The organism is Actinocrinis sp. (assembly GCF_035650855.1).
Classification (GTDB): Bacteria; Actinomycetota; Actinomycetes; order Streptomycetales; family Catenulisporaceae; genus Actinocrinis.
Genome location: NZ_DASRGV010000268.1, coordinates 1 through 12,164, shown reverse-complemented (window position 1 = coordinate 12,164; position 12,164 = coordinate 1). Strand labels below are relative to the sequence as shown.

The window sequence follows — 12,164 nt, the reverse complement described above, 5'->3', positions numbered from 1 at the left end:
TGCTGCTCGGCATGGCCGCGGGCTCGGCGGCGGCCGGGCTGCCGTGGTACGCGATCCTGTGCCTGCCGCTGCTGTTCGCCGCCGGGATGTCGCTGTTCGACACGCTCGACGGCACCTTCATGAACTTCGCCTACCACTGGGCCTTCGCCAACCCGGTGCGCAAGATCTACTACAACCTGGCCATCACCGGGCTGTCGGTCGCGGTCGCGCTGATCATCGGCACCATCGAGCTCGTGGGCGTCGCCCACGACCGGTTCGGGCTGCGCGATCCGATCACCGGCTGGATCGCCGGGCTCGACCTCAACAACGTCGGGTTCGTGATCGTCGGAGCGTTCGCGGCGGTCTGGGCGGTCGCGCTGGCCTACTGGAAGCTGGCCAGAGTCGAGCACCGCTGGGCCGGCGTGGCGGGCGATCAGTGACGCCCGCTCGCGTCGATGACGCGTCGGTGATTCAGTGACGCCGGGAGTCGGGGACGCAGCGATTCAGTGACGCAGCCCGGCAGCGTCCAGGGCGGCCTGCAGGGAGCTCATGTAGGCGTGCGAGGTGTACGTCGCGCCGGACACTATCTGAACGTCGGCGCTCTGCTTTGCGAGCACCTCGCTGCGCAGCCTCGGCGCGGCGTAGGTGCCGCCCGCCCAGGAGTGCGGATTGTCGTGCGGCAGGGAGAGGGCCTTCACATCCACGATCCGGCCGCTGACGATCTTCGCCTGCACCTGCACGATGCCGTGTGCCAGCACCACCTGCGGACCGGTGACGGTCATGGCGTCGTTGCTGCGCACCACGCTCGCGGCGACGCCGGAACGCACCCCCTCCTTCATGCCGAGGAGCGCCAGCATGGCGAGCACGGTAGCGACGATGAAGACGGCGGTTCGGCGCACGGTCCCGGTTCCTCTTTCCACTAGGCGGGCAGGCGGCGCCAGACTCCGGATCGTGGGGCGCGCCCGACGCCGGTGCACACGTGGATGAGGCCGCAGCCGCTCGCCCGGCGCGGAAATCTTGACCGAGTCTTTGCGGTTCGCGCGCAACCCGGCCGGCCCGCAGGGTCGGCGCCGGGCGCTCAGGACTGGGCTATCGGCGCGTCGAAGTCGAGGCCGGAGAGCAGTTCGCGGTGGTGCGGCAGCCAGCGGCGGCGGCGCACCTCGATCGCCATCTGCGGGCCCGGCACGATCAGCACCGGGCAGTGCGCCTTGCGCAGGCACTCGCGGCTGATCGACCGGGACCACAGCCCGTGCCAGCGGCCGGCCCCGTCGGTGCCCACGATCAGGACGTCCTCGGGGTTGCGGGCTCGCCTGGCCAGCGTGTCGGCGACCGCGCCGACCAGCAGCTCGCGGTGCACGGTCACATCCGCGGGAAACCCGCCCAGGGCCTCGTCGAACGCCGCGTCGATCTCCTTGGTCTCAGTGAGCGTTAACACGCTGGCTACGCGGACCGCGTGCAAATCCGTGCCGCGGCGCCTGGCCTCGGCGACCGCGAAACGCAGGGCGGCCAGTCCGGGAATCGAGCGGTCTACCCCCACGAAAACCCGCGGGCCGGGACCGATGTCCATTGCCGCTCTCCTTCCCCGGCGCAGCGCGTGCGCATGCGGCTCCCGCTTTCCACGGTAGCGGCCGCCCTGCCTGCTCGTGGCCGCTTTCCCCGGATTCAGCATTATGCGATTGCACGTGCAATCGACTCTTGCGGCGCGTTCGTTCATGGGTGCGAGGCCCCTCCGAGTCCAGTGTCTGCCACCGCGGCCCCGAGCGCATCAGCGGCCGGGTTCGTGGAGGACCGGATGTACACGGCGCACTGCAAAGGGGCAGACTGACGGCCATGGACACCAGTGACCAGCTGCCGACGCTGACCCCGGCGGACATCGAGCGGCCGAGTCCCGCCCGCATCTACGACTACTGGCTGGGCGGCAGCAACAACTTCGCCGCCGATCGGGAGGTCGCCGAGCGTGCCGCGGCGGCGATGCCGACGCTGAAGGCGGCGATCTGGGCCAACCGGGCGTTCCTGCGCCGCGTGGTCAAGACCCTGGTCACCGAGTACGGCGTGACGCAATTCCTCGACCTGGGCTCGGGGGTGCCGACGGTCGGCAACGTGCACGAGATCGCGCAGGCCACGGATCCGTCGTCCCGGGTGCTCTATGTGGACATCGATCCCGTCGCCGTCGCGCACGGGCACTCGCTGCTGAGCGACAACCCGCAGGCCTCGGTCATCCACGCGGACCTCCGGCACCCCGCCACGGTGCTCGAGCACCGGAAGACGGCCGAGCTGATCGACTTCGCCAAGCCGGTGGCCGTGCTGATGATCGCGGTGCTGCACTTCATCCCGGACGACGAGCAGCCCGACCGGATCGTGCGGTCGTACCGCGACGCGCTGTCGCCCGGCAGCTTCCTTGCGCTCTCGCACGCCGCGCCGGACCTGGAGCACCCGGCGGAGCAGGCGGGCATGATCGACGACTATCAGCGCTCGACGAGGGTGTCCTTCATCCACCGCACCCCCGAGCAGCTGCAGGCGTGGCTGGGCGACTTCTCGGTACAGCCGCCGGGCGTCGTGCAGGTCAACGAGTGGCGGCCGGAGGCCGAGAGCAAGCAGCACATCCTGCGCACGTACGGGCTGCTGGCCCGCAAGGACGGCTGAGGGTTCCGCGCGGCACCGTGGCTCAGTCAGCGCCGCGGCTCAGGCGGCACCGTGGCTCAGGCGGCACCGTGGCTCAGTCGAGCTGGAAGCCGGTCACCCAGCCGTGCATTCGCGCCGTGAACCCAAGGGATTCGTAGACGCGGATGGCGCCCGCGTTCGCCGAGAGAACGTTGAGGAACGCGCGGTCGCCGCGTTCGTTGATTCCCGCGACCACCGCGCGCACCAGCCGGGCGGCCAGTCCCTGCCCTCGGAACGCCGGATCGGTGCACACCGCGCTGACCTCGGTCCATCCGGGCGGCTGCTGCCGCTCGCCGGCGATCGCGGCGAGCGTGCCGCCGCGCCGGATGCCGAGGTAGGCGCCGAGTTCGATGGTGCGCGGCAGGAACGGGCCCGGTTTGGTGCGCGCGACAAGGTCGAGGATCTCGGGCAGGTCATCCGGGCCGAGCAGGACCGCCTCGGGGTCCGGCTTCGCGTCGGCGGACGTCGCGACGAACTGAGAGCACTGCTCGCCGAAGACCTGGCTCCAGCCGGCGGGCGCTCGGGTGGGTCCGGGCAGCAGGACCACGGTGCCCTTCGGGCCGACCAGTTCGGCCGCGTCGGCCCAGCACTGCTCGTCGGCCGGGTCCTCGAGCGCGGCGAACGGTGAGACGTCCGGCCGGTACCGGACGGCGCGGCCGTGCCGTTCCGCGAAGCGCGCGTGCGGGCCGGTCAGCGCCGCCCAGGTCACGCTGTCCAGCACGTGCCGCGCGTCCGCAGTGCTGTCCGGATCCGTCGGCCTTTCCGCATCCGCAGCGCCGTCCAGGCCCGTCGGCCTGCCCGGGTCCACAGTGCCGTCCGGGTCCGTCGGCCTGCTGATTTCCTCGACGGCCAACGCGCCTCCCGGACGGTCTCGATCGTTGCCTGGTGGCACCAACCGTAACCGCGAGCCCTCCGGGAGGCACACCGTTAATCCGACCTTCGGATTTCCGGATCTTCAGTTGTACGGCCAGACCCAGTCGCGCACCTCGGGGATGTCGTCGCCGACCTCGCGCGTGTACGCGCGGGCCCGGGTGCGTGCGTCGAGCATCGCCTGGCGCAGGTGCGCGCCGCGCTCGGCCAGTCCGGGCACCCGGTCGATCACGTCGATCACCAGGTGGTAGCGGTCCAGGTCGTTGAGCATGACCATGTCGAAGGGCGTGGTGGTGGTGCCCTCCTCCTTGTAGCCGCGCACGTGGATGTTGTGGTGGTTCGCGCGCCGGTAGGTCAGCCGGTGGATCAGCCAGGGGTAGCCGTGGTAGGCGAAGACGACCGGCTTGTCCGTGGTGAACAAGGAGTCGAACTCGCGGTCGGAGAGCCCGTGCGGGTGCTCGGCGTCGGGTTCCAGGCGCATCAGGTCCACCACGTTCACGACGCGGATCTTCAGCTCCGGGAAGGACTGGCGCAGGATCGCTGTGGCGGCCAGGGTCTCCAGCGTCGGGATGTCGCCGGCGCAGGCCAGCACGACGTCCGGCTCGGTGCCCGCGTCCGTGGAGGCCCACTCCCAGATGCCGATGCCGCGGGTGCAGTGCAGGATCGCGTCGTCCATCGACAGCCAGTTGTGCGTGGGCTGCTTGCCCGCGACGACGACGTTCACGTAGTGCCGGCTGCGCAGAATGTGGTCGCCGACCGACAGCAGCGTGTTGGTGTCCGGCGGCAGGTACACCCTGACGATCTCAGCCTTCTTGTTCACCACGTGGTCGATGAAGCCGGGGTCCTGGTGCGAGAAGCCGTTGTGGTCCTGCCGCCACACATGCGAGGTCAGCAGGTAGTTCAGCGACGCGATCGGGCGGCGCCACGGGATGTGCCGGGTGGTCTTGAGCCACTTGGCGTGCTGGTTGAACATCGAGTCGACGATGTGGATGAAGGCCTCGTAGCAGGAGAAAAGGCCGTGCCGGCCGGTGAGCAGGTAGCCCTCGAGCCAGCCCTGGCACATGTGCTCGGAGAGCACCTCCATCACCCGGCCGTCGGGGGCGAGCGCCGCGTCGTCATCGGGCTCTGATTCGGCCATCCACGTGCGCCCGGTGGCTTCGAGGACCGCGCCGAGCCGGTTGGAGGCGGTCTCGTCCGGCCCGAAGACCCGGAAGTTGCCGGGAGTGTCGGCGCCGGGGGTTTCGTTGCGCGCCATCACGTCGCGCAGGAAGGTGCCGAGGACGCGGGTGGCCTCGGCGAAGCTCGTGCCGTGCTCCTTGACCTCGACCGCGTAGTCGCGGAAGTCCGGCAGGTCCAGGTCGCGCAGCAGGATGCCGCCGTTGGCGTGCGGGTTGGCGCTCATCCGGCGCAGGCCCTGCGGGGGCAGTTCGGCCAGTTCCTGGACGAGGCGGCCGGAGCGCTCGAACAGCTCGTCCGGGCGGTAGGAGGCGAGCCATCGCTCAAGTTGCGCGAGATGGTCCGGGTTCTCCCGCAGGTTCGCGAGCGGGACCTGGTGCGAGCGCCAATTGCCTTCGGTGCGGTTGCCGTCCACGGTCTTCGGTCCGGTCCATCCCTTGGGCGACCGGAATATGATCATCGGCCAACGCGGGCGGTCGACCGGCACCTGGTCGTCCGCGGTCAGCTGTGCGTCTGCTGAAGCCGCACCGTCGCTCGCACGCACCTGACTGTGCCCATTCGCCAGTCCTCGCGCCTCGGCCTGGATGGTCTTGATGTCGCCAAGCGCGTCATCGAGCGCCGCGGCCATGGCCTGGTGCGCGGCGTCGTGGTCGTCGGGGTCCGCGATCTCGACGGTGATCGGGCGGTACCCGTAGCCCTCGAACAGGTTGTCCAGTTCGCCCCGCGGAATCCGGGACAGCACGGTCGGGTTCGCGATCTTGAAGCCGTTCAGGTGCAGGATGGGCAGCACCGCGCCGTCGCGCACCGGGTCGAGGAACTTGTTCGAGTGCCAGGATGCGGCCAGCGGCCCGGTCTCCGCCTCGCCGTCGCCGACCACGCAGGCGACCACGAGGTCCGGGTTGTCGAAGGCCGCGCCGTAGGCGTGCGCCACCGAATAGCCGAGTTCGCCGCCCTCGTGGATCGACCCGGGGGTCTCGGGCGCGACGTGGCTGGGGATGCCGCCGGGGAAGGAGAACTGGCGAAAGAGCCGGCGCATGCCCTCCTCGTCGAGGCCGATGCGCGGGTAGACCTCGCTGTACGTGCCTTCCAGATAGGCGTTCGCGACCAGTCCCGGGCCGCCGTGGCCCGGCCCCGCGATGTAGATCGCGTTCAGGTCGCGCGCCTTGATCTGCCGGTTGAGGTGCGCGTAGATGAAGTTCAGGCCGGGCGTGGTACCCCAGTGGCCGAGCAGCCGCGGCTTGATGTGCTCCTCGCGCAGCGGCTCGCGCAGCAGCGGGTTGTCGAGCAGGTAGATCTGCCCGACGGAGAGGTAGTTGGCGGCACGCCAGTAGGCGTCGATCAGGTCAAGGTCGCGACGGGAAAGCGCCCCCGCCTCGCGATCGGCCATTGCCGGCCCCTTTCGGTTCTCGGTTCTTCCTCGATTGTTCGCCCACTTCAAGACTGGCCGCCCGGCCTGGTCGCCCGGATGGGTCGTTAGTCCCATCGGCCGCGGGTCGAAGGCACCTGGGACGGGTACGACGCAACGGCGAGGGTGGCACCGAGGGCGGCGCGAGTGCGGAGGTCGGGATGGCGCGTGACGTGCTGGTGTTCAACGCCGGGTCGTCTTCGGTCAAGTACCAGCTGATCGGCTTGGAGCAGCGCGAGCGGCTGGCCACGGGGCTGGTCGGCAGGATCGGTGAGAACGCAGCGGGCGAACTTACCCATCGGCCCGCGCAAGGATCGCCGTACGAGGTGCGGGATCGGTTCGCCGACCACGCGCAGGCGCTCGACGCGATTCTGGCCGCGTTCAAGGCCTCCGGCCCGGACCTGGCCGGGACCGATCTGGTGGCGGTCGGGCATCGCGTCGTACACGGCGGCGACCGGTTCGACCAGCCGACGCTGATCGACGACGCCGTACTCGCCGACATCAGGGAGCTGACAGCGCTGGCACCGCTGCACAATCCGGCCAACGCGACCGGGATCGAGGTGGCGCGCAAGGCTTTCCCGGACGTGCCGCACATCGCGGTGTTCGACACCGCGTTTCATCGAACGCTGCCGCCCGCGGCCTACACGTACGCAGTGCCGCGCGAGTGGCGGGACCGGTATTCGTTGCGGCGCTACGGTTTCCACGGCACGTCGCACCAATACGTGGCGAGGCAGGCCGCGCGATTGCTGGGCAAGGCGCCGCAGGAGACGAACCTGATCGTGCTGCATCTCGGGAACGGCGCGAGCGCGTGCGCGGTCGAGGGCGGGCGCAGCGTGGAGACCTCGATGGGCCTGACCCCGCTCGAGGGTCTGGTCATGGGCACGCGCAGCGGGGATCTCGATCCGGCCGTGCCCGCGTATCTCGAACGCGTCGCAGGCTTCGACGCCAAGCGGATCGACCACGCACTGAATCAGGAAAGCGGCCTGCTCGCGCTGACCGGCAGCAACGACCTGCGCGACGTGGGGCGCGCGCGGGAAAACGGCGATGCCGACGCCCGCCTGGCCATCGACGTGTACTGCCACCGCATCCGTAAATACATCGGCGCGTACTACGCGGTACTCGGTCGGGTCGACGCGGTGGTGTTCACTGCGGGCGTCGGCGAGAACGACGACCTCGTCAGGGGGCTGGCCCTGCGCGGGCTCGAGCGGCTGGGCATCGCCGTCGACGAACAGCGCAATCGGGCGGCCGGGAGCGGCGAGCGGTTCATCTCACCGGAGGGGGCCGAGGTGCCGGTTCTGGTCGTGCCGACCGATGAAGAGCTCGAAATCGCCGAGCAGGCGGTGGCGGTCGCGAGCGGTTCGCGGCAGCACAATGCAGAGGACGCCTAGTGAGTGCCCTCAACACGCCGGGACCGGCGGCGGACCGCTGAGTTTCGTCGGCCGCACGAGCGACGTTTAATCAGCCTTCTGACTCAACAAGCGCCAGCAGCGATTCCTTGAGCGCTGCGCCGGCGGGTCGGCTGAGCGGGGCGAGGAAGCGCCGTTCCGCCTCGTCGCCGGCGCGGCGGGCGGCTCGCATCGTCTCGCGTCCCGCCGTCGTGAGCTCGACCGCGTTGCGGCGCCGGTCGTGCGCGTGCGGGCGCCGCTCGACCAGGCCCTTTTCCTCCAACGTGTCCAGGAAGGCGACCATGCTCGTGCGGTCGATCCCGAGCCGCCGCGCTGCTTCCTGCTGCGAGGCGGGCTCGCCCTCGGCCAGCACGATCAGCACGGCCAGCTCCCGGCCGTTCAGGCCGAAAGGCTCCAGCGCGGCGGTGGTCAGCTCGGCGAGCCGCAACTGGGCGTGCTTGAGCAGATAGCCGAGGCGGCTGGTCAGTTCCGGGCTGCGCTCCGCCGCGGCGGCAGCGTCCTTGGCTGCGCTGGACACCCTCTGAGCCTACCGCTAGCCTGATTGTCAGCCTCACTGACAATCAAATCTACTGACGCTATGGGGGGCGGAATGATCCTCGTCACGGGTGGCCTCGGCTTCATCGGCACCCACACCGCTCGCGCCCTGCTCGATCTCGGCCAATCCTGCGTCCTGCTCGGGCGGCGCGCGGTCGCGGACGCAGACGTATCCGACCTGATCGCCTCCGAGATCGGCAGCCGCGTGTTCATCGAGCAGGGCGACGTGACCGACCTGTCGTCGCTGCTCAAGGTCGGTGCACGGTACGAGATCACGGGAGTCGTACACCTCGCGGCCGGGGGCTGGCCGCCGAGTGCGAATCCGATCGAGGACGCGCGCGCCGCCGTCAATGGCCTGCTGAATGTCTTGCAAGCAGCGCACGACTGGGGCGTGGCGCGCGTCGGGGTCGCCAGCACGATCGGCGTATACGGCGGCGTACCGCTGCCGGAGGATTCGGCGGCGAGCGACGCGGCGGCGGCGATGCGTGAGGACGTGCCGCTGCCGCTGACCTCCGGCCACGCCATCCCCGCGTCCAAGAAGATCTCCGAACTGCTGGCCGACTACGTCGCGGGCGCCGCAGGGCTCGAGTTCTATAACGCGCGGATCGCAGGGATCTGGGGTCCACTCGGCCGACCGGTTTCTCGCTTCTTCGGCGCGCCCCAGCTCGTGCACGCGGCCGTGCGCGGCACCGCGCCGGACTTCTCAGAGCTCTACTCCCCCGCACACGCGCAGGACAGCCTCGACCTCTGCTACGCGAAGGACTGCGGGCGCGCTCTCGCGCTGCTGCAGCTGGCGCCGCAGCTCAACCACCGCACGTACAACGTCGGCGGCGGCCGCGCCACGACATACCAGCACCTCGCCGACGCCCTTGCCGAGGTCGTCCCGGGCACGCGCATTGAGCTGCCCGAAGGGCGCAATCCGCATGGACCTGCCCGGGACTTCTACCTCGACATCACCCGCATTCGGCAGGACACCGGATACGAGCCCGGCTACGACACGCGACGCGCCGTGGCCGACTACGCCGACTGGCTGCGTGCCGGCCACGAACGCTGATTCGCCCCCGCTACCGTCCCGCCTTAGCTACCGTCCTGATCCCGGCGTTGGCGCCGGCACGGATACGAGGTCTTCTTCGGCCTCGGGCTTGTTGCGGATCAGGCAGGTTCCGGCGGCGATCAGGCACATGGCGATGGCCAGCGAGAAGACCACGACCAGGCCGGTGTGGAAGGGGCCTGAGATGAGATTCGGGAAGAACTGGCGGCCGGTCAGCGTGTGCGCGTTCGCGGCCGGAAGCTGGCCGAGCACGTGCGGGCCGAGCAGTTCCTGGATCGGGTTGTAGCCGAGGAAGGCGGCGAACAGGGTGCCGACCGGCGGCAGCGAGGCCACGGTCTGCGCGGCGGCCGGCGGCACCCCCTGGGCGGTCAGTCCGCTGGTGAGCGTGTGCGGCAGCGAGCCGGCCAGTCCCGCGACCATGAGCGAGAAGAAGATTCCGATCGAAAGCACCATGCCGGCGTTCTGGAAGGTCGCGCGCATCCCGGAGGCCGCGCCGCGCGCCTCGGGCGGCACGTTCGACATGATGATCGAGGTGTTCGGGGCCGCGAACAGGCCGCCGCCGAGCCCGTTGAGGAAGACCAGCGCGGCGAACCACAGGTAGCTGAAGTTCGTGGGCAACAGCAGCAGGCCGGCGAACGAGGCGGCCATCACGGTCAGGCCTCCGGCGGCGAACAGCCGCGCGCCGAACAGGTCGGACAGGTGCCCGGATATCGGCCCCGCGGCGAGGAATCCGACGGTCAGCGGCAGCAGGTAGATGCCGGCCCACAGCGGGGTCTGCGCGTAGTCGTAGCCGTGCAGCGGCAGCCAGATGCCCTGCAGCCAGATGATCAGCATGAACTGCATGCCGCCGCGGCCGATCGAGCCGAGCAGCGCCGCCGCGTTGCCGCCGGTGAAGGCGGCGTTGCGGAACAGGCGCAGCGGGAACATCGGCTCCGGCACGCGCGTCTCGATCAGGCAGAACACCGCGAGCAGCACCACGCCGCCCACCAGTCCGGCGATGACCCACGGGTTGGTCCAGCCCATGGTGTGGCCGCCGTAGGGCTGGATGCCGTAGGTGATCCCGGCCAGCAGCGCGGTCAGGCCGACCGCGAAGGTCAGGTTGCCCCACCAGTCGATACGCGCGGCCTTGCGGATGCCGGTCTCGTGCAGCGACCGGTACGCCCAGTAGGTGCCGATGATCCCGATGGGAACATTGACCCAGAAGATGGAGCGCCAGTCCCATTCCGCCAGCGCGCCGCCGAGCACCAGGCCGATGAACGATCCGGCGATGCCCGCGACCATGTTCACGCCCAGCGCCATGCCGCGCTGTGCGGCCGGGAAGGCGTCGGTGATGATCGCGGCCGAGTTCGCCATCAGCATCGAGCCGCCGACCGCCTGCGCGATGCGCCACAGGATCAGCCAGAGCGCGCCCGCGCCGCCGTGCATCGGGTCGAGCGACAGGATGACCGAGGTCACGGCGAAGATCAGGAAGCCGGCGTTGTAGATGCGCACCCGGCCCCAGATGTCGCCGAGCCGGCCGAGGGCGACCACGAGCACCGCGGAGACCAGCATGTACCCCATCAGCATCCACAGCAGGTAGCTGACGTTGCCGGGCTGCAGCGGGTCGAGCCGTATCCCGTTGAAGATGGCCGGAAGGGAGATCAGCACGATCGAGCTGTTGATCGTCGCGATCAGCATGCCGAGCGTGGTGTTGGACAGGGCGATCCACTTGTAGCGCGGATGGTCTGCGCTCACCCAGCGGCCGCGCTGCCTTGCCGCCGTGCCCTTGGCCGTGTCTCCCTGGGTTCCCGTCGTCATCCGCGCCCGCCCTTCCTCGCCCGGCCCCAATTTACTTAGCAAAAGTAACCTAAGTATCCTCCCCGGCTAAAGGGAAGCCAGATCTCAAGGAGACAGCCGATGCCGGAGAACGCCGCTCTGCTCGTGATGGACGTACAGCGGGTCATCGTCGAGCGCTTCGGCGATGACAGCGGATACCTGGCCCGGGTGGACGAGGCGATCAGCGCCGCGCGCTCGGCGCAGATCCCGGTGATCTACGTGGTCGTCGGGTTCCGCCCCGGCTTCCCGGAGATCAGTTCGCGCAACTTCGCCTTCTCGGCGACCAAGCGGAACGCTACCCTCGGCGAATCGGGCGACGGACGCATGGACGTGCATCCGGCGATCGCCCCGCAGGCCGGCGACATCGTGGTCACCAAACGACGGGTGAGCGCCTTCGCCGGCAGCGACCTCGACGTGGTGCTGCGCGGCCTGGAGGTGACGCATCTGGTGCTGTCGGGGATCGCGACCAGCGGCGTGGTGCTCTCCACCGTGCGTCAGGCCGCTGACCTCGACTTCCGACTCACCGTGCTGCAGGACGCCTGCCTCGACGGCGACCCGGAGGTGCACCGGGTGCTGACCGAGAAGGTCTTCCCGCGCCAGGCGGCGGTCGTGAGCGTGCAGGAGTGGGCCAAGGCTCTGGCGGGCTGAATCCCGGCCTCCCCAGTTCCCCGACTCCAAGCTGCGGCGAATCTCCCATCACGACTCGGCTACCAAGCCGCGCTCTGCTGTATCACCGGCCAGGTGCCGCGCCTCTTGTTGGGTGCGGCGCAGTAGAGCGCGGCGGCCGGTCGGCGGCCGCGGGGACCCTACCGACCTTGGAGGCGGCCCGATGTTCCAGTACAACTCGCGGCACGAGCCGCCGGGCGGGGCGCGCCGCTGGGCGGCGGTGGAACTGACGGATCCGGCGCGTGCGGCGGACGGCGCACCGCGGATCGTCGCACGTCTGCACAGTGCGGCGCAGGGGCACGCGGTGCTCAGCAGACTGGCCGTCGGGGATCAGAGCGCGTTGATCGAGTCGGGCGTCGTCGCGCGGCGTCCCTATGACACGCGCCGGCACGAGTGGGGCGTCGGCCGCGATCGCGCGTACGGGGACTGCTATCTCGTGCTCGGCGGCCCGAATCTGGTCGACTGGAGCCACCCGTCGCTGCGCGGCCTCGAACCGCTCGCGCACACCCATCCGGAACACGCGATCAACCGGGGGGAGGTCGGCCGGGATCTGGCGCCCACGATCGCCGGCGCGCTGAACGAGTGGCTGGTGCAGATGGCC

The 12,164-nt window shown here is 69.9% G+C and carries 12 protein-coding genes; 6 read left to right on the top strand and 6 right to left on the bottom strand.

The genetic code is table 11. The features are described 5' to 3' along the window. The coding region (locus VFB40_RS19420; RefSeq protein WP_527249203.1) for a HoxN/HupN/NixA family nickel/cobalt transporter at positions 1-419 on the top strand (419 nt) is incomplete at its 5' end. A 63-nt stretch (positions 420-482) separates the two neighbouring features. Here VFB40_RS19420 and VFB40_RS19415 read toward each other — a convergent pair. Together VFB40_RS19415 and VFB40_RS19410 are read right to left on the bottom strand one after the other, a co-directional pair. Further along, complete coding sequence (locus VFB40_RS19415) at positions 483-878, bottom strand: FMN-binding protein (protein ID WP_324852672.1); 396 nt, start codon at positions 876-878, stop codon at positions 483-485. Between the two features lie 179 nt (positions 879-1,057). Next, positions 1,058-1,546 (bottom strand): universal stress protein, encoded by a 489-nt coding sequence (locus VFB40_RS19410; protein ID WP_324852670.1) that lies wholly within the window; start codon positions 1,544-1,546, stop codon positions 1,058-1,060. Between the two features lie 263 nt (positions 1,547-1,809). Between VFB40_RS19410 and VFB40_RS19405 the strand changes: the two genes are divergently transcribed. Further along, the gene (locus tag VFB40_RS19405) at positions 1,810-2,622 is read left to right on the top strand and encodes an SAM-dependent methyltransferase (RefSeq protein ID WP_324852668.1); all 813 of its coding nucleotides are present in this window, start codon (positions 1,810-1,812) and stop codon (positions 2,620-2,622) included. Between the two features lie 73 nt (positions 2,623-2,695). Here VFB40_RS19405 and VFB40_RS19400 read toward each other — a convergent pair whose 3' ends face one another. Next, on the bottom strand, positions 2,696-3,493 hold the full coding sequence (locus tag VFB40_RS19400; RefSeq protein ID WP_324852666.1) for a GNAT family N-acetyltransferase: 798 nt from the start codon (positions 3,491-3,493) through the stop codon (positions 2,696-2,698). A 102-nt stretch (positions 3,494-3,595) separates the two neighbouring features. Continuing rightward, on the bottom strand, positions 3,596-6,073 hold the full coding sequence (locus VFB40_RS19395) for a phosphoketolase family protein (protein WP_324852664.1): 2,478 nt from the start codon (positions 6,071-6,073) through the stop codon (positions 3,596-3,598). Between the two features lie 179 nt (positions 6,074-6,252). On the opposite strand from VFB40_RS19395, the gene VFB40_RS19390 reads away from it, so the two are divergent. Further along, positions 6,253-7,479, top strand: coding sequence for an acetate/propionate family kinase (locus tag VFB40_RS19390; RefSeq protein ID WP_324852662.1), 1,227 nt, complete (start codon positions 6,253-6,255; stop codon positions 7,477-7,479). A 70-nt stretch (positions 7,480-7,549) separates the two neighbouring features. Here VFB40_RS19390 and VFB40_RS19385 read toward each other — a convergent pair whose 3' ends face one another. Next, positions 7,550-8,014, bottom strand: coding sequence for a MarR family winged helix-turn-helix transcriptional regulator (locus VFB40_RS19385; protein WP_324852660.1), 465 nt, complete (start codon positions 8,012-8,014; stop codon positions 7,550-7,552). Between the two features lie 72 nt (positions 8,015-8,086). Here VFB40_RS19385 and VFB40_RS19380 point away from each other — a divergent pair, with 72 nt between their 5' ends. Further along, a complete protein-coding gene (locus VFB40_RS19380; RefSeq protein ID WP_324852658.1) occupies positions 8,087-9,085 on the top strand; it encodes an NAD-dependent epimerase/dehydratase family protein in 999 nt (332 codons plus the stop codon). A 27-nt stretch (positions 9,086-9,112) separates the two neighbouring features. Here the strand turns inward: VFB40_RS19380 and VFB40_RS19375 are convergent, their stop codons facing one another. Next, complete coding sequence (locus VFB40_RS19375) at positions 9,113-10,879, bottom strand: MFS transporter (RefSeq protein WP_324852656.1); 1,767 nt, start codon at positions 10,877-10,879, stop codon at positions 9,113-9,115. A 99-nt stretch (positions 10,880-10,978) separates the two neighbouring features. Between VFB40_RS19375 and VFB40_RS19370 the strand changes: the two genes are divergently transcribed. Beyond that, entirely contained in the window at positions 10,979-11,545 is a 567-nt protein-coding gene (locus tag VFB40_RS19370) for a cysteine hydrolase family protein (RefSeq protein WP_324852654.1), read from the top strand. A gap of 181 nt (positions 11,546-11,726) precedes the next feature. After that, on the top strand, positions 11,727-12,164 hold a 438-nt coding region (locus tag VFB40_RS19365), incomplete at its 3' end, for a hypothetical protein (RefSeq protein ID WP_324852652.1).

Coding starts and splice junctions, on each gene's coding strand:
- VFB40_RS19410 (WP_324852670.1), bottom strand. CDS start 1,546: ATGGACATCGGTCCCGGCCCGCGGGTTTTCGTGGGGGTAGACCGCTCG.
- VFB40_RS19405 (WP_324852668.1), top strand. CDS start 1,810: ATGGACACCAGTGACCAGCTGCCGACGCTGACCCCGGCGGACATCGAG.
- VFB40_RS19395 (WP_324852664.1), bottom strand. CDS start 6,073: ATGGCCGATCGCGAGGCGGGGGCGCTTTCCCGTCGCGACCTTGACCTG.
- VFB40_RS19390 (WP_324852662.1), top strand. CDS start 6,253: ATGGCGCGTGACGTGCTGGTGTTCAACGCCGGGTCGTCTTCGGTCAAG.
- VFB40_RS19380 (WP_324852658.1), top strand. CDS start 8,087: ATGATCCTCGTCACGGGTGGCCTCGGCTTCATCGGCACCCACACCGCT.
- VFB40_RS19375 (WP_324852656.1), bottom strand. CDS start 10,879: ATGACGACGGGAACCCAGGGAGACACGGCCAAGGGCACGGCGGCAAGG.
- VFB40_RS19370 (WP_324852654.1), top strand. CDS start 10,979: ATGCCGGAGAACGCCGCTCTGCTCGTGATGGACGTACAGCGGGTCATC.